This window comes from Porphyromonas sp. KLE 1280, from assembly GCF_000700805.1.
GTDB classification, from domain to species: domain Bacteria; phylum Bacteroidota; class Bacteroidia; order Bacteroidales; family Porphyromonadaceae; genus Porphyromonas; species Porphyromonas pasteri.
This window is the reverse complement of record NZ_KL362962.1, coordinates 597,022-614,931: the sequence shown is the minus strand read 5'-3', so window position 1 is coordinate 614,931 and position 17,910 is coordinate 597,022. Positions and strand designations below refer to the sequence as shown.

At 54.8% G+C, this 17,910-nt stretch carries 13 protein-coding genes; 7 read left to right on the top strand and 6 right to left on the bottom strand.

Annotated elements, in window-relative coordinates:
• The first annotated feature begins 3 nt into the window (after positions 1–3).
• Positions 4–1,605, top strand: coding sequence for a sialidase family protein (locus tag HMPREF1121_RS02390; RefSeq protein ID WP_052353555.1), 1,602 nt, complete (start codon positions 4–6; stop codon positions 1,603–1,605).
• Between the two features lie 289 nt (positions 1,606–1,894).
• Here the strand turns inward: HMPREF1121_RS02390 and HMPREF1121_RS02385 are convergent, their stop codons facing one another.
• The 6 genes from HMPREF1121_RS02385 to leuS all read right to left on the bottom strand — a co-directional run bounded on the left by HMPREF1121_RS02385 (position 1,895) and on the right by leuS (position 9,658).
• Complete coding sequence (locus tag HMPREF1121_RS02385) at positions 1,895–2,785, bottom strand: carbon-nitrogen hydrolase (protein WP_044114482.1); 891 nt, start codon at positions 2,783–2,785, stop codon at positions 1,895–1,897.
• 5 nt (positions 2,786–2,790) lie between these two features.
• Entirely contained in the window at positions 2,791–3,855 is a 1,065-nt protein-coding gene (locus HMPREF1121_RS02380) for an agmatine deiminase family protein (RefSeq protein ID WP_044114481.1), read from the bottom strand.
• Positions 3,856–3,866: 11 nt separating this feature from the next.
• Positions 3,867–4,478, bottom strand: coding sequence for a nicotinate-nicotinamide nucleotide adenylyltransferase (locus HMPREF1121_RS02375; RefSeq protein WP_044114480.1), 612 nt, complete (start codon positions 4,476–4,478; stop codon positions 3,867–3,869).
• Between the two features lie 5 nt (positions 4,479–4,483).
• Positions 4,484–5,671, bottom strand: a complete 1,188-nt coding sequence (gene pncB, locus HMPREF1121_RS02370; protein WP_044114479.1) for a nicotinate phosphoribosyltransferase — start codon at positions 5,669–5,671, stop codon at positions 4,484–4,486.
• A 159-nt stretch (positions 5,672–5,830) separates the two neighbouring features.
• Positions 5,831–6,829 (bottom strand): YitT family protein, encoded by a 999-nt coding sequence (locus HMPREF1121_RS02365; RefSeq protein WP_052353554.1) that lies wholly within the window; start codon positions 6,827–6,829, stop codon positions 5,831–5,833.
• 45 nt (positions 6,830–6,874) lie between these two features.
• Positions 6,875–9,658: a leucine--tRNA ligase gene (gene leuS / locus HMPREF1121_RS02360; RefSeq protein ID WP_044114478.1), complete on the bottom strand. Its 2,784-nt coding sequence runs from the start codon at positions 9,656–9,658 to the stop codon at positions 6,875–6,877.
• Positions 9,659–10,741: 1,083 nt separating this feature from the next.
• On the opposite strand from leuS, the gene HMPREF1121_RS02350 reads away from it, so the two are divergent.
• The 6 genes from HMPREF1121_RS02350 to mce all read left to right on the top strand — a co-directional run bounded on the left by HMPREF1121_RS02350 (position 10,742) and on the right by mce (position 17,864).
• On the top strand, positions 10,742–11,461 hold the full coding sequence (locus HMPREF1121_RS02350; protein WP_044114753.1) for a 4-hydroxy-tetrahydrodipicolinate reductase: 720 nt from the start codon (positions 10,742–10,744) through the stop codon (positions 11,459–11,461).
• A gap of 53 nt (positions 11,462–11,514) precedes the next feature.
• On the top strand, positions 11,515–12,975 hold the full coding sequence (locus tag HMPREF1121_RS02345; RefSeq protein ID WP_044114476.1) for a S26 family signal peptidase: 1,461 nt from the start codon (positions 11,515–11,517) through the stop codon (positions 12,973–12,975).
• On the top strand, positions 12,965–13,633 hold the full coding sequence (gene lepB, locus HMPREF1121_RS02340) for a signal peptidase I (protein WP_044114475.1): 669 nt from the start codon (positions 12,965–12,967) through the stop codon (positions 13,631–13,633). Before HMPREF1121_RS02345 ends, lepB begins: the two co-directional genes overlap by 11 nt.
• Positions 13,630–14,292: a WbqC family protein gene (locus tag HMPREF1121_RS02335; protein ID WP_009432974.1), complete on the top strand. Its 663-nt coding sequence runs from the start codon at positions 13,630–13,632 to the stop codon at positions 14,290–14,292. The genes lepB and HMPREF1121_RS02335 overlap by 4 nt, the downstream gene beginning before the upstream one ends.
• Before the next feature lie 45 nt (positions 14,293–14,337).
• Positions 14,338–16,437, top strand: coding sequence for a S9 family peptidase (locus HMPREF1121_RS02330; RefSeq protein WP_156946031.1), 2,100 nt, complete (start codon positions 14,338–14,340; stop codon positions 16,435–16,437).
• 1,013 nt (positions 16,438–17,450) lie between these two features.
• Positions 17,451–17,864, top strand: coding sequence for a methylmalonyl-CoA epimerase (gene mce / locus HMPREF1121_RS02325; protein WP_009433153.1), 414 nt, complete (start codon positions 17,451–17,453; stop codon positions 17,862–17,864).
• The last annotated feature ends 46 nt before the right edge of the window (positions 17,865–17,910 follow it).

Here is a 17,910-nt window from a genome sequence, read left to right as displayed (position 1 = left end):
TTTATGAAGACCTTCCTCTTAGCCTCGGCTTGCCTGCTCGTTGCCTCGGGGACTTCCCTTCCCGCAGTAGCGAGTAGCACGGTCGCCCTCGCGAGTGTCAGTCCGGATAGCTCGGCGCGCTATCAAGAGCATGGGACGAATGCCAGCCTCATCGGACGTGGCTTCGACCAAGCGCTCTTCACCTTTACGCTCCCCGTGGCTGTCGGCTCTACGCTGGAGTCCGTGACGATTGATCTCAGCGGTACCTCCCGTATTAAGGATGTCCGTCAGCTGAAGCTCTATCGCACGAAGAACAAGGATCGCTTTGACCATCGCACGCCCGGGCAGCTCGTAGCCTCTGCGCCCGTCAAGCGTGCTTCTCGCGTCAAGCTCGACCTCTCTCCACGTACGACGATCTCGAGCGATGATGCCTTCTGGGTCGTTTGTGATGTAGCCCCTTCGGCACAGGAGGGTGGGGAAGTCGTCTCTCGCCTTAGTGCGCTGAAGACGTCGAGCTATGAGCTCTCTATGCTCCCCGATGCTAAGGAGCACCGCCATGGTATCGTCCTGCAGCGTAGCTTGGTCTGGGCGCCAGGCGAAGGAGGCTCACTGCACTACCGTATCCCCGGTGTCGTCCGTCTCTCGGATGGTACCCTCGTGGCAAGCATTGACCGTCGCAAGAAGAATGTCAATGACCTGCCAGGTGATATTGACGTGGAGATCAAGCGCTCGATAGATGATGGTAAGACCTGGAGCGCACCTATTACGGTGGCTCGTGGTACGTCGGAGCATGGCTACGGCGATGCAGCTATGGCTACCGACGGACGTACGATCTATATGGTGATGGTCGGTGGCGCTGGCCTTTGGCATTATCCTTCGCATGCCACGCATCCTATCCAGATGTACTTCACTAAGAGCACAGATGGTGGCCGCACATGGGAACCTGTTACCAATATCACGAAGTCTATCTACCGTGATCGCTTCGAGTACGGTGGCTTCTTCGCTTCGGGCAACGGGATCATTACCTCCACGGGACGCATCATCTTCGTCGCGGCTATCCGTACGGAGGAGGCTTGGGGGGGATGCGCTGATAACGTCTTGGCTTACTCTGACGACCAGGGGAAGACGTGGCAGATCTCCGAGACCGCTCGTGTCAATGGCGACGAGTCGAAGATCGTCGAGCTCTCCGACGGCTCGCTGCTGGTCTCCTGCCGCAATCGTGCTGGTGGCCTGAATGCGCGTACCTACGTGCACTCCGGCGACGGTGGCAAGACGTGGTCTGAGCCCAAGCAATGGAATGAACTGATGGGTAATGCTTGTAATGGTGGCTTCGCCCGCTACGCACCCGTCGGTAGCAAGAAGAATGCGAACCTCCTTCTGCACACCCTTCCCGCCAGCGCCACGCGTGACCACCTGAAGATCTTCCTTAGCGAAGACGAGGGTAAGACCTGGCCTTATTCGCGTGAGATCTGCCGTGGCGAGTCGGTCTATAGCGAACTGATGATCTTCCCCGACGGGACGATCGGGATCATCAGCGAAGAGGATGATAACCCCGGCTTCGATATCTACTTCACGCGTGTGAGCCTTGACTGGATCCGCAAGGGTAATGCGCCTCGCAAGAAGTAGTACTCCCCAAGCAGAGGCACGCTCATAAGCCTTTCCGCTCTCGGAAGTAGGCTTAGAATTAAAGGGCTGATTTCGCACTGGCGAAGTCAGCCCTTTCTCTCAAAGTACCCGAGGAAGCGCTCGTATATGGGGCGTAAAACTTCCGTATATGCGCAGTGAAATTTTCGTATATACGCCGTGGAATACCCGTATATATGGCGTGATATTTCCTCGGTATTTGCATAGTAAAGCGCCCCGCCTGCAGGTCTGTCTGCGGGCGGGGCGCTTTGGCTTTTAGGGGATAGGGCGACTACTTGCGGTAGCGCTTCGTGAGGTCTTCGAAGTAATCGATGCGTCGGTCGCGCAGGAAGGGCCACCAGCGGCGTACCGATTCGCTTCGGGTGAGATTGACTTCGACGATCTGGATCGCTTCTTCCTGCCCCAGCTCGCAGAGCAATTCCCCCTGCGGGCCAGCGACGAAGCTACGACCCCAGAAGCGGATACCCTTGGTCTGACCCGATGGGTCTTCTTCATGGCCTACACGGTTCACCGTGATCACGGGGAGGCCATTGGCTACGGCGTGACCGCGCTGGACGAGCTGCCAGGCATCGCTCTGACGGCTCTGCTCTTCGACGACGTCGCTACTTTCGTAGCCAATAGCCGTGGGGTAGATGAGCATCTCAGCCCCCGAGAGTGCCATGAGGCGGGCAGCTTCGGGATACCACTGATCCCAGCAGACGAGTACGCCGAGCGTACCGACAGAGGTCTCTATGGGCTCGAAACCCAGATCCCCAGGGGTGAAGTAGAACTTCTCGTAGTAGGCGGGATCATCGGGGATGTGCATCTTGCGATACTTCCCAGCGATGGAGCCGTCGCGCTCCAAGACCACGGAGGTATTGTGGTACAGGCCTGCGGCACGACGCTCAAAGAGCGAGAGGACTAAGACGATCCCCAGCTCGGCAGCCAGCGCGCCGAACTCCTCTGTGCTTGGCCCAGGGATGGGCTCGGCTTGGTCGAAGACGTTGACGTCCTCCGTCTGGCAGAAGTAAAGGCCGTTGTGAAGCTCTTGCAGTACGACCAGCTCTGCGCCTTGGGCTGCTGCCGAGCGGATGGCTTCCTTCAGACGGCGCTTGTTGTCGGAGTGGTCGGCAGTGTTGGCCTGCTGAATGAGGCCGACGCGAAGTATTCTCTTTTCGGACATAGGTCTTATCTCCACTTATTCTTGTTGATGAAGCCACGGGGGAACTGCATCGTGGCGCAGTGTAGGCTACCATGCTGGTAGATGAGGGCACGACTGGGCACGGCGACGATCTCGCGGTCGGGTACAGCAGCCTTCAGGCGCTCGAGTGCTACGGCATCGGTCTCGACGTCATAGATGGGCACGAGGAGCGCACCATTGACGAAGAGGAAGTTGGCATACGTGGCGGGCATGCGCTCCCCTTCCTCATCATGCAGTGCGGGAGGCAGGGGCAGAGGGATAAGCTCGTAGGGAGCACCGTCCTTCGTACGCAGTGCTTCGAGCTCCTTCTTCATGCGCTCCAGCTCGTGGTAGTGGCTATCCTTAGGATCTTCGCAGCTGACATAGGCAATGGTCGTCGGAGTGAGGAAGCGAGCGAGCGTGTCGATATGCCCGTCGGTATCGTCGCCCTCGATATGGCCGTTGGTGAGCGTAAGGAGACGCTCGCCCCCCAGGATCTCAATGAGGTACTGACGGAGGGCTTCGTCATCGACGCCCGCATTGCGGTTGGGCTCGACGATTACGCTCTCGGTAGAGAGTAGCGTCCCAGCGCCATCACTTTCGATACCGCCGCCTTCGAAGACAAGGCTAAGGGCATTGGTATATGCCGTCTCGTGGACGAAGGCACGCGAGAGGTAGAGGGCACGCGTAATCAAGTTGTCCTTGTCGGCTGCGAACTTCATTCCCCAGCCGTTGAAGGTGAAGTCCACGATCATGGGGCGCTCGTTGCCCTCTTCGTCCGTAAGCAGGAGCGAGAGGGGAGCATAGTCGCGGCACCAGGTATCATTGCAGTCCATCTCCATGATGAAGAGCTCGTGCTTGTGCTCGCGGTCAGAGAGGAGGCTGCGCACATGCTCGGGATCCTTGGCGAGGATGAGGAGGTCTTCGTAGGCGAGGATGCTCTCAGCCATCTGCTTGTAGCAAGCTTCTATCTGGGGCAAGCGCGAAGCCCAGTCCATCGTCTCATTGGGCCAAGAGATCAGGACGAGGTCTTGCTCCACCCACTCGGGGAGGAAAGTTAGGCGTGGGGTCATAGGGATACTTATTAGGATTGTAGGGAAAGAAGCTGTGCTCGGAGCTCTTCCCAGAGCTCGGGGACAGCTGTCTCAGCGCTGCGGTCTTCTCCACTCAGTGCAGCTTCACGTAGCTCGGTCGCAGCCAAGTCCATTTGTGGAGCTTCGGGGTGGAGATGTAGCATCGCTTCGAGAAGGGCTGCAGGGTCAATGTCCTCCAGCGGATAGCCTGGGCGAGGATAGACGTGCAGGGGGATAATCCTCAAGAGCCGCTGGTAGTCATACCAGCGGTCTATGAGGCGGAGATTGTCACTCCCGATAAGGAGCGAGAAGTCATATTCGGGATAGAGGAGGCGTAGCGCTCTTATGCTCCGCACCGTATAGTGGGGTAGCGGCAGTAGCTCCTCCAGCGTGATCAGTCGTAGGCGTGGCTCACCGTGTATGGCACGGCGTATATAGTCTGCTCGCCAAGCGAAGGGGAGCTGTGATGCACGGTCCTTGAGTGGATTGAGCGGGCTTAGCACGAGCCATACTTCATCGCACGGCAGGCTATCCAGCGCAAACTGTGCCAGATGTAGGTGGGCACGATGCAGTGGATTGAACGAGCCAAAGTAGAGGCAGACGCGTCTCCGTGAGCTAACCACAGGTACTATATCTGTACGGGCAGCCCGAGAGTACGCTGAGCGAGCTCGATCTCCTCTGGCTCACCCGTGTGCTTGCCATCGACGTCGCTGAGCTTGACGCAGGGATTCCAGCGCTCCTTCTCAGTCATCTTGCACTTCCAGAGCTTCATGACGATGTTCATAGGACGGACACCATTGCCGACGTCATTGGAGAAGTTCGTGCCGATACCGAAGCTGGCACCGATACGCCCCTTACAATAGTTGGCGATCTCGATAGCGCGCTCAGGATCGAGACCATCAGAGAAGATGATGTACTTGATGGTGGGGTCTACGCGCAGCTCACGGTAGCGAGCGATGACTTTCTCCGTGAACTGGAGGGGATCCCCGCTGTCGTGGCGCAGGCTGGTGAAGAGCATGGCGTGCTTCTTACTGAAGTTTCGCATGAAGACATCCGTCGTATAGGTATCTGTAAGTACTGTACCGAGGTCTCCGTCGTAGACATTGATCCAGTCTTCCATAGCCATGTAGTTAGCCATCTTGTAGCCGAACATAGCGCCATGGAACTGAATCCACTCGTGGGGATGCGTCCCCGATACACGCAGGCCATGCTTATAAGCATAGTAGACGTTGCTCGTGCCGAAGAGGTAGCCAGCAGCGTGCTCCTTGAGAAGCTCCGTCACGCGGTCTTCGATAGCAGCACTGAAGCGGCGACGCATGCCGAACATCGAGAAGGTGATGCCGTGCTCAGCGAGCTTGCGAGCCTTGCTGATGATCGTGCGCTCGGTGTATTCCATGTCGGGCTGAGCACTGAGCATCTTATAGTAGAGCTCGCTCACGAGGGCAAGGATAGGCGTCTCCCAAAGCGTGACGCGATAGAGCAACCCTTCGGCGATGATAGACAGGTGCCCCTCGGCATCCTGCTCCACCTTTACCTCTTCAGGATCAAAGCGGAAGCCTCGTACAAAGTCAATGTACGTCGGGGGGAGGTAGGGGAGTTCGCGATATAGGAAGCTCGCCTCGTCCTTAGTCAGGGCAAGCTTGGACATCTCTTTGATTTCCTTCTTTAGCTCTTCGGCAAAGCCCTGAGGATAGGTCGTCTTTCCACGGTCGATGAAGCGGAACTGCCCATAGGCTCGAGGGTAGAGCTTGGAGTAGGCATAGCTCGTGGTGAACTTATAGAGGTCTGTATCTAATACGCTTTGGATGATAGCCATGATGTGGTAGTATTATTTGTGACTATGTTATGCCCGCAAAGATAAGGATATATAGTGTCACTACCTTATCTGATATAGGCAGATACATGAAGCCCCACCCCTACGGCTCTGTGCCTTGATGGGGTGGGGCTTATATTATAAGGTATAGGGAGATCGGGCTTACTTGATCTTCTTGAGGCTTTCGAAGCCTTCGCCATAGACGCCCTTTACAGCTCCATTGGAGACGAAGGCCTTGGGGTCAATCTCTTCGATGATGCGCGAGATAGCTACAGACTGCTGCTTGCGTACTACGACGAGGAGGACCTTCTGTGGCTGGCCCGTGTAGCCCCCCGTAGCTTCGAGCAGGGTACAGCCACGACGCAGACGAGAGGTGATCGCATCATTGATCTCTTGATACTTCGAGCTGAAGATCATGAACTGCACCGACTGGCGGTTGCCGCTCGTGTACCAGTCCATCGTCATCGCCAAGAGTACGACCTCGATGAAGGACATGACGAGCTTATCAAAGGCCACCAGCGGGTCGATCTTGATGTCTGCCAGATAGACGTTGGCAAAGTAAGAGAAGAGTACCACCGTACCGTCCACTGCGACGAAGATGCGCCCGAAGGACATATTGCGGTACTTGCTGATGAGTGCGACGATGACATCCGTTCCCCCAGAGCTACCATTCACAGAGAAGATGAGCCCCAGCCCGAGACCACACATCATGGACCCGAGGATGAGAGCCAGCAGAGGCTGATCCTTGAGGACCATCAGATGCCACAGCTCTTCGACACGTGGGTCTGGGATAGCGGTACGCGTAGCTATGGGCACGAGTACAGCAAGGAGACCGATCCCGATGAGGGTCTTGATGAAGAAGTTCTTGTCCAGGAAGAGGAAGGCGACGACAAGGAGGCTGATGTTGATGATATTGTACGGGATGTCGACCTTGATCCCTGTGATGATCGTGATGATGTTACAGATCCCCATGAGCCCCCCCGTGGTGACACGCTGCGGGTAGATGAGGAAGCTGAAGCCTACGGTGTAGAGGACTACCCCCATCAGCACGATCAGAAGGTCTTTCCAGAAGTACTTGGAGACCGCTTGATGGGAGAGTTCATGGACGAGATCCTTGAACTTCTGGCCGAGGAACGTCAGCAGATTGAGATTCTGTGCCATTGCTACTTGTTAGTGAGGTTGGTAGAGGTTAAGCTATTGCGATTACTATAATACGATGTTGATGATGCGGCCGGGGACGATGATGACCTTCTTAGGAGTCTTGCCCTCGAGCCACTTCTGTGCTTCGTCAGCCGAAAGTACGGCCTCGCGGATCTCATCCTGAGACGCTTCACGTGGCAGCTCGATGGTGAAGCGTGTCTTCCCATTGAAGCTCACGGGGTACTTGAAGCTATCCTCGACGAGGAGCTTCTCATCGTACTCGGGCCACTGGGCAGCGACGATGGTCGTCTCTTCGCCGATGGCATGCCAGAGCTCTTCGGCGATGTGAGGAGCGAAGGGGGCGAGGAGGATGAGGAGAGGCTGGAGTACTTCGCGAGAAGCGGTCTTCAGACCCTGCAGCTCGTTGATACAGATCATGAAGGCAGCTACGGAGGTGTTGAAGGAGAACTGCTCAACGTCCTGCGTCACCTTGCGGATCAGCTTGTGCAGGCTTTTGAGTTCTTCCTTGGTAGCGGGTGTGTCAGTGACACGTAGGCCGTCGGCAGAGTAGTACAGCCCCCACAGCTTGCGGAGGAAGCGGTGTACGCCGTCGATACCATTGGTGTCCCAGGGTTTACTCTGCTCAAGAGGACCAAGGAACATCTCGTACAGACGGAGCGTGTCGGCACCATAGCGCTCGACGATCATATCGGGGTTGACGACATTGTACATCGACTTGCTCATCTTCTCGACGGCCCATCCGCAGATGTACTTGCCATCCTCGAGGATGAAGTCAGCCGTAGCGTACTCGGGGCGCCAAGCACGGAAGGCTTCGAGATCGAGCTGGTCGTTGTAGACGATATTCACATCCACGTGGATGGGGGTCGTGTCGTACTGATCCTTGAGGCCGAGGGAGACGAAGGTATTCGTGTCCTTGACGCGGTAGACGAAGTTGGAGCGCCCCTGGATCATCCCCTGATTGACCAGCTTACGGAAGGGCTCGTCTTCGACGACGAGGCCGAGGTCATAGACGAACTTATTCCAGAAGCGGCTATAGATGAGGTGACCGGTAGCATGCTCTGCACCTCCGACGTAGAGGTCTACATGGCGCCAGTAGGCATTCTTGTCACGACCGACAAGTGCCTTGTCATTGTGCGGATCCATGTAGCGGAGGTAATAGGCCGAGCTACCAGCGAAGCCTGGCATTGTGCTTAGCTCGTAGGGGAAGCCTTCGGCGGTGTGCCAACCCTTAGCACGACCAAGAGGGGGCTGACCATCGGAGGTGGGGAGGAACTTATCTACCTCGGGGAGGCAGAGGGGCAGTTCATCTTCGCTGATGGTATGGGCTGTCCCCTCGGCATCATAATAGATGGGGAAGGGCTCGCCCCAGTAGCGCTGGCGGCTGAAGATAGCATCACGCAGACGATAGTTCGTCTTGACCTGTCCCAGCCCTTCGCTCTTGACGTGTGCCTTCATCTTGGCGATGGCATCCGTGACGGAGAGACCAGAGATGATACCTGAGTTGATGAGTACACCGCTCTTGCTATCCTTGGATTCCTCCCAAGTCGCAGGATCGGTAGCTTCTTCGCCTTCGGGGACGACAACCTGAATGATAGGCAGGCCGAAGTGACGAGCGAAGGCAAAGTCTCGGCTGTCGTGAGCGGGTACGGCCATGACGGCTCCCGTCCCATAGCCAGCTAAGACGTAGTCACTGATCCAGATGGGGATCGCTTCGCCTGTCAGCGGATTAGTCGCATAGGAGCCAGAGAAGACCCCAGAGACGCGACGGTCAGAGAGACGGTCACGCTCGGTGCGGCGTCGGGTAGCTGCGAGGTATTCGTCTACGGCAGCCTGCTGCTCGGCAGTGGTGACCATAGGTACATAGTCACTCTCGGGAGCTAAGACCATGAAGGTAACCCCATAGATGGTGTCGACACGCGTAGTAAAGACGGTGAGCTCTGCTCCATCGCCACCCTTGAGAGGGAAGCGTACTTCGGCACCTTCACTCTTGCCGATCCAGTTGCGTTGTGACTCCTTGAGGGATTCACTCCACTCGAGGTCGTTGAGGCTGTCGAGTAGGCGACCCGCATAGGCCGAGACGCGCAGACACCACTGCTGCATCTTCTTCTGCTCTACGGGGTGGCCTCCGCGTTCGCTCACTCCATCGTGGACTTCGTCGTTGGCCAGTACGGTGCCGAGAGCAGCACACCAGTTGACCATCGTCTCACCGAGATATGCCAGACGATAGTTCATCAGGGTCTGCATCTGCTTCTTTTTATCCCAGCTACGCCATTCTTCGGCGGTGAAGGAGAGCGCTTCGCTTTCGGCTACATTGATCCCCTTAGTCCCTTCGACCTCGAAGTGGGCGATGAGCTCGGAGATAGGAGCAGCCTTGCCTGTAGCATTATTATAATAGGAGTGGAAGAGCTTGATGAAGACCCACTGCGTCCACTTATAGTACTCGGGATCGGAGGTCCGTACTTCGCGTGACCAGTCAAAGCTGAAGCCAATCTGATCCAGCTGCTCACGGTAGCGACGGATATTCTCCGTAGTCGTTACCTCTGGGTGCTGACCCGTCTGAATAGCGTACTGCTCAGCGGGAAGCCCGAAGGCATCGTAACCCATGGGATGGAGTACGTTGAAGCCACGAAGTCGCTTGTAGCGGGCGAAGATGTCCGAGGCGATATAGCCTAATGGGTGACCGACATGCAGGCCTGCTCCCGAGGGGTAGGGGAACATGTCCAGGACGTAATAAGGGGGGCGGCTGGGATCTTCCGTGACACGATATACGTCTTCTGCTCGCCAGTACGCTTGCCAGCGTGCTTCGATAGCTCTAAAGTTATATTCCATCTATAGGTAGTTGACTTGTCTTTAATGAACACGCAAAGGTACGTTATTTGCTTCAAAATGTTGCGACTGCATTCCCGCTTTTAATGCCCGCACACCCTTTTCTTACCGAAGGTTTTCTCACACGAGTGAAGGATGCCTTGCGAATGGTATATACCTATGGTTGGGGTGCCTCCTATCATATCGTGATACGGGGGCACAAAGCTCCATCGGATCGTTGGAATAGAAGAGGGGATGAAATGACTGTGAGCCTGTTGCAGAGAGTCCCGCCCGCTATTTGTTGTGCTATGGTATCGCACGCCCAACTCCCCGATATGCCTCTACGAAGTGCTGCACAAGCCCTTCTCTGTATCGCGCGTATTCCTCTTATCCAGCGGAGAGAAAAGTGTCCTTCTTGCAAAGAAAAATGCGCCTTCACGTAGTGGTTTTTCTCTGTCTACGCACGTAGTCTTAAAGACCAGGCACGTAAATCCAAATATCCACCTACGTAGATATTAGATCCACGTACGTAGATCAAGCTTATCAGCCACTCGTCCGCAACTTTTCTCCCTACGTAGAGCAACAACCTACAGATAGGTCACTTCGCAAAGCTATACGGAATCAGTCCAAAGCTATATAGCTTTCTTCGCCATCCTATATAGCTCTACCCACGTATTCATATAGGTTCACCCAGCAACTCATATGGGTTCATACGGTCCCCCCGCGTAATCGGTGAAATAAGCCTCCTATTAGGGTAAGACAACCTACCACCATCAATGTGCTATTAGTCATAAGGAACTTCTATGATCTTAAAGAGAAAGTCCAAGCTGGCGAGCTAATGCCCCCTTTTCTGTAACTTTGCGTGAAGAATTGTGCCGTAGTGAAAGTCGTTACTGCACGCTTTTATTAATTGAAGTGTTCTAACTTAATAAGTAAACAGTAATGAGAGAAAGACTAAGCTTTGGATCAGTGGTTCTGATTTTGGCCATGATAGTGATAACCTCTTCCTGTATTCGCGAAAGAGAGGATTCGGATATTCCACGACGTGCCGTTATGAATAATACCCCTAAAGAAAAGATCGAGCAAGGAGACTAACAAATGCAAGCACTGAAGATCGTACTCATCGGCTACGGCAAGATGGGTCACGTCATAGAAGAAATAGCCCGTGCACGAGGGCATGAGATCGTGCTGACTATTGACCGCGACGAGGAGCACCTCTTCGATGATCCCCGCTTCGCTGCGGCTGATGTCGCTATCGAGTTCACAGCTCCTGCGATGGCTTATGACAACTGTCGCCGAGCTATCGACCGCGGAGTACCCGTAGTCTCTGGTACGACGGGGTGGGCGGATAAGCTGCCCGAGCTGCGTGAGCGCTGTGAGGCGGGTGAGGGGACGCTCTTTTGGTCCTCCAACTACAGCATCGGCGTCCAGCTCTTCCTTCAGATCAATCGCCGTGTAGCTGAGCTCATGCAGGCTGCTCCTGGCTATCGCCTAAGTCTCGATGAGACGCACCATATCCATAAGCTTGATGCCCCCAGTGGCACGGCGATCACGCTGGCTGAGACCATCCTCGCAGGACGTCCCGAGCTCCATGGATGGGAGCTGACGGATAAGCCCGAGCCAGGTATCCTACCTATCATCGCACATCGTGAGGGCGAAGTCCCAGGGATACATACGGTGACCTATACCTCAGAGGTTGATCGCATCGTCCTGACTCATGAGGCATTTGGGCGTCAGGGCTTTGCTCTTGGAGCGGTGTTGGCAGCTGAATACGCCTACACGCATCGCGGTTGGCTGACGATGGATGACCTCCTTCAGCTTCGCTAAGCACCCACTCTTACCTGATACTTATACACCATAATTATATATAAGAGCACCGAATGAAATCGCATCCGATAGCTGGCCTGACTCCAGGACAGCGCATATGGCGCCATATCAAGGGCGGGATTCTGATCCTTTTTCTCATCGCCTTTGCCTGCTGGGCAAGCTGGTGGTGGCTGATTCTCCTGCCTCTCCTCATCGACTTCTACTTTACGCGATGGATCAATTGGCGTTATCTGCGTGAGCACCCCAATCCCACTGTGCGACTCCTTGGCGGTCTGGTCGAGGATATCATCTTCGTGGTCTTCACCGTGTCGATCATCTTCACCTACTTCTTCCAGAACTTTGCCATCCCCTCCTCTTCACTGGAGAAGACGCTCCTCATCGGTGATTATCTCTTCGTCAATAAGCTGAGCTATGGCCCTCGTGTGCCGATGACGCCCGTGGCCTTCCCCTTAGCGCACAATACCATTCTCGGGCATAAGTCCTATCTCGATGAGCCTTCGCTCCCTTATCGTCGCCTCAAGGGCTTCGGGAAGGTTGAGCGTAATGACCTCGTCGTCTTTAACTTCCCCGCAGGGGATACGGTGGCGCTCAATATGCCTAACCCTGATTACTACACGCTGTGTGCTACTTATGGTCGCGATGCCGTGTGGAGTGATCGAGCTCAGTTCGGTGAGATCGTCTACCGCCCCGTGGATCGTCGTGACCACTATGTCAAGCGCTGTATCGGTCTCCCTGGAGAGCGCTTCGAGATCCGTAATAAGCAGGTCTATATCGATGGTAAGGCTATTGCCAACCCCGAGAAGATGCAGTACAACTACTTCCTCCAGACGGATGGTAGTGCTCTGCCTCAGGAGATCTTAGATGATCTCGAGATCAACGACCGTGATGTGCAGCTGATCTACGACCAGCGTACCTATCAGCCTTCCTCTGAGACGGGGACTATTGACGGCTACCTGCGCTATGCGGGACTTTCCTTCCAGCCCACCGATGCGGAGGGGCATTATGGTGCTATCTACTACCTCCCCCTGACGGAGGAGATGAAGACTCGTCTCAAGGCTGAACCTTATGTCCGCGCTATCGCTGTTGACGTAGCCCAGCCTCAGAACTCGACGGGTGTATATCCTGTGGACTTCAAGACGCCTTGGACGAAGGATAACTATGGCCCGCTCCTCATTCCTCGTCGTGGGCTGAAGATCGTCCTTAACCCCACAGCTGTAGCGCTCTACCATCGCTGTATCCGCAACTACGAAGGGCATCGCCTCGAGGTGCAGCCCGACGGGACGGTACTCATTGACGGGAAGCCCAGTACGACCTATACCTTCCAGCAGGACTACTACTTTATGCTCGGAGACAACCGCGATATGTCGGCCGACAGCCGCTACTGGGGCTTCGTTCCCGAAGACCATATCGTAGGTAAGCCCGCCTTCCTCTGGCTCTCGCTCAATAGTGAGCGTCCGCTGACGAATGGAGGTATCCGCTGGTCACGGATGATGCGTCTGATTCATGATAAGTAAGGATCAGATCGTCAGCTCATCCTTCGTACGCTACGGAGCACTACCGCTGGGGCTTATTGCCCTGGTGGTAGTGCTCCGTATATTCTTCTTTACCCCCTTTCGTGTGATGACGACCGCCCAGGCGCCCGCCTTACGCCTTGGAGCATGGGCATTGGCTCGTTGCACGCAGAGCCCCGATCGAGGCTCACTCATCCTCTTTCATACGGAGAGAGCGGACACCTCTACCTCAGCTCAGAGTCTGATGGTGGCCCGTGTAGTCGCCCTGCCAGGAGATAGCCTTGAGGTGCGCTCTGGTCAGCTCTTTGTGAATGGTGTTGCGGTGTCTGACTACCGTCATCCACGAGATGCTCGGGAGCAGTATGCACTACGCTTACCCCGTGAAGGTGGCGTCTACCCCCTGACCTCCACCAATCTTGTTGCCTATCGTGCCGCCCTCGTCGAGGAGCAGCGACTCTTTGCTGCTGCGCGTGGCGAGATCGCTCTGCACGGACTGGCTCCTAAGGATTGGCTCACTGCACTCGCCTCCAACCCTTATCACACCTTCCGTCGGGATTACTACTGGGTACTCACCGACGATACGAGCGTTGCGCCTGACTCCCGCCATCTGGGTATCCTCCCTGCGGATGCTATCGAGGGCGTTATCCTCTTTGCCCTATGATGGAGAGCCTACCCACGCTACTCCTCGCTACGGCCTACGCGCCACCTGTTAGCTATTTTGTGAAGCTCTATGAGCACGCAGCTGGTACTATTGCACTCGAGGGGTGCGAGCACTACATCAAGCAGAGCTATCGTAATCGTTGCCGTATCCTGGGGCCGAATGGCGTGCAGTCCCTCACGATACCAGTCGAGCTTCCCGCCGGGACGAAGACTCCGATACGCGAGGTGCGTATCTCGGATCATGGGGAGTGGCGGCACCTGCATGCGCAGGCACTGCGCACGGCTTATGGGGCAAGTCCGTTCTTCGAGTTCTATGCAGATGAGCTGATGCCCTTCTATGAGCGGCGCTATACTTATCTGTGGGACTTCAACGCGGAGCTACTGCAGATGCTCCTCGCTCAGCTACAGCTTGACCTTGACTGGAGTACGACTATGGACTTCCTGCCCCCTCAGTCGCCTGAGGCTACGTCCGAGTGTTGCGATCTTCGCTATACGCTGAGTCCGAAGCAGGCTGCTCCATTGCCTGGAGTTCAGCTACGCCCATATTATCAGCTTCATCTGGAGCGCATGGGCTTTATAGAAGACCTAAGTATCTTGGATCTTCTCTTTGAGATGGGTCCCGAAGCTCTACTTGTCCTGCGGGATAGCCTGCAGGCTTAGCTCTTTTATTTACCCAATTTCCTATCACTTATTGCTATCCAACAGATGGATTTTACTCAATCATCCTTGCCTACACTTACCCCTCCACGTGCTGAAGTTCAAGACGAATGCTTGACTCATTTGGGGCGCGAACGTATTGACCCCTTCTACTACATGCGGGATAAAGAAGATCCGCGTGTGCTTGAGTATCTCCGTGCAGAGAATGCCTATACCACTGAGGTCATGGCCTCAATGCATGAGACAGAGGAGCAGATATTTAAGGAGATCGTAGGGCGAATCAAGGAGGATGATCAGAGTTATCCGACGCTACGCCGTGGCTACTATTACTATGCTCGCACTGAGAAGGGGAAGCAATACCCTTCGTATTACCGCGTCTCTGAGGCTGACTTTGTAGAGCGCTATGGGCAGTGCCCTACGGCGATCGAGGGTGGGGAACTGCTCTTCGATGTCAATACCCTTGCCGAAGGATATGATGCGTACATCTTCGCGGGCTATGCGGTGAGTCCCGATAATAAGCTTGCTGCCTACTTTGCTAATACGACGGGATCGTATGCGGAGTTTGACCTCCATATACGCGACCTCGAGCGTGGCGAAGACCTTGCCTTTATGCTCTCGGGAGTTTCGTCGCTGGCTTGGGCTGAGGACAGCGAGACGATCTACTATACCTTGATTGATGAGACCCTTCGCTCGACGAAGGCTTTCGCCCAGCGCCTTACGGATGCTGAGCCTACACTCATCTACGAAGAGCAGGACGTCCGCTTCTCCTGCAGTGTGAGTGAGACGAAGACCCGCGAGTACATCTTCTTGACGGCAGGGAGCAGTACGACGACCGAGGAATACTACCTCACCTCGGACGGATCGGATCGTGAGCCAAAGCTCTTCCTTCCCCGTGAGCAAGATGTGCGCTACTCCATACTCAGTCACCGTGAGAAGTTCTTCATCTACTATAAGGATAAGGCTTCTCTCAATGGGATGGTCTACGTCACCGATAAGGATAAGGTGCAGGACCGTAGCGCTTGGAAGCTCTTCGTCCCTCACCGTACGGAGGTACGCCTCGATAGTATCGGTGTCTATGCCTCCCATGTGGCACTTGAGGAGCGTCAAGATGGTCTCACTCAGATTCGTATCCTCTCTATCGTAGGGGAGCCGTGTGGGTCAATTCACTTCCCCGAACCTGTCTATACCATCAGCCTCAAGGGGAATTCCACCTACGAAGCTACGACGATACGCTATAGCTACTCATCCCCAAATCGTCCCGCTTCACTCTACGAATATGATATGGAGCAGCGGGAGAGTCGTCTCCTCAAGCAGCAGGAGGTCGGTGGAGGCTTTAGCCCCGAGGACTATACCGTAGAGCGCCTTTGGGCTACAGCTCCCGATGGTGTGCGTGTGCCGATGACGCTGCTCTATCGCAAGGGACTCCAGCGTGACGGCTCAGCCCCCGCCTTGCTCTATGGCTATGGGAGCTATGGAGTGACGCTCGATGCACACTTCAGCGTCTCGGTCTTGAGCCTTGTTGACCGAGGATTCGTCTATGCCCAAGCTCTGGTGCGTGGGGGAAGTGACCTTGGGGAGCAGTGGTATGAAGACGGGAAGTTCCTCAAGAAGAAGAATACCTTCACCGACTTTATCGCTTGTGCAGAGACCCTCATCGCTGAGGGCTATACCTCTCCTGAGCGCTTGATGGCTGAAGGAGGGAGTGCCGGCGGTCTGCTGATAGGTGCTGTGGCAAATAGTCGCCCCGACCTCTTCCATGCGATGATAGCAGCTGTACCATTCGTTGATGTAGCGACGACGATGCTTGATGAGTCCCTCCCGCTCACTACAGGAGAGTACGAAGAGTGGGGGAATCCCAATGACCCTGAGTACTTCGACTATATGCTCAGCTATTCGCCCTATGACAACATCTCGGCACAGAGCTATCCGCATCTCTTGGTCACAGGTGGGCTCAATGACTCGCAGGTACTCTTTCATGAGCCCACGAAGTATGTAGCGAAGCTCCGTCGTCTCAAGACGGATGATCACCTCCTTCTCTTGAAGATGAATATGGATTCGGGGCATGGTGGAGCTACGGGACGCTATGATGGTATCCGAGATACCGCCTTTGAGTACGCCTTCCTCTTATTGACGCTCGGTATGAAGTAATCCTTCATCTTCGGATAGAGCTATACCGTAATATATATAGGGTGGGGGATGTACAATATAGTTATCCTCGCCTCCCTCCCTCCCAATGTTCCCAGCAGTGGGTCGTAATGTGCCTCCCTAATCGGATACTCTTACGACTCACTGCTGGGCGCTTTTAGCTCCCCTGCCAAGAGGCCTATGTACCAGATTTTCGCGAAGGGAGGCTATTGCATAGAGTCCTGCCCTCTATTTATTCAGCTAAGGCATCGCACGCCCAGCTCCCCGATATGCTTCTCCGAAGTGGTACGCAAGCCCTTCGCATTATCGCGCGTATTCCTCTTATCCAGCGGAGGAAAAAGAGCTGTTCTTGCGAAGAAAAAGTGCCTTCACGTAGTGGTTTTTCTCTATCTCTGCACGTAGTCTTAAAGACCAGGTACATCAGTCCAAATATCCACGTACGTAGATATTAGAGCCACGTACGTAGTCTAAACTTATCTGCCACTCGTCCGCAACTTTTATCCCTACGCAGAGCAATAACCTAATGGAGGTCACTTCACAAAGCTATATAGCTCTACCCCACGCATCCATATACCTATTGAGACCATTGCTCAAGCCTACATCTTCATTACTCGTACCTTCTTCCTCGGAAATCGGAGGCTTTAGGCTGAGAAGTTCGAAGGAGGAAAGTGCAAGCTGTGAAGAGATGGCCTTGTGCAATGGTCTTGAAGGGGTAATATCAACCAGTACTACTTCGTTTGATGGGGTGACTAATCAGTTGATTGATAGAGCGTCGCAAGAGTACCTTGATGCTCGGTGGTTTGGTGAGATTCGGGTAGGCTGATATGGGACTAAAGGAGGGGCTTGTAGGTGGATGATCCGCCTTATTTAATGGGCCTAATCTGCGAATATTTAAGAGGTTGCCGTAGAGTTAGGGTATGAAGGCGATTATTGTTACATTTGCAGTACAGAAGTTACGGGGTAGAGGACCGTCCTCCTGCCCTAATCATATCAACTCAAAGCAAGATAGAAAAGCTATGAACCTCTCACACATCGAGCATCTTGGCATCGCCGTAAAGAGTATCGAAGCATCTCTGCCTTATTATGAAGGCATCCTCGGTCTGAAGTGCTACAACATCGAAGAAGTAGCAGACCAGAAGGTTAAGACGGCCTTCTTCAAGGTCGGTCAGACGAAGATCGAACTGCTCGAAGCTACCTCTCCCGAAAGCACCATCGCAAAGTTCATCGAGAAGCGTGGGGAAGGTATCCACCACATCGCTTTCGCTGTGCCTAACGCTGACGAAGCGCTGCAAGAGCTCGCTGATAAGGGTGTCCAGCTGATCGACAAGCAGTCTCGTAAGGGGGCTGAAGGTCTGAACATCGGCTTCCTCCACCCCAAGAGCACGATCGGTGTCCTCACCGAGCTGTGTGACCACAGAGACGTCAAGTAATTGACCGAAGAATGGGATAATAGAAGAGTCCAGAGCGGAAGTCCGC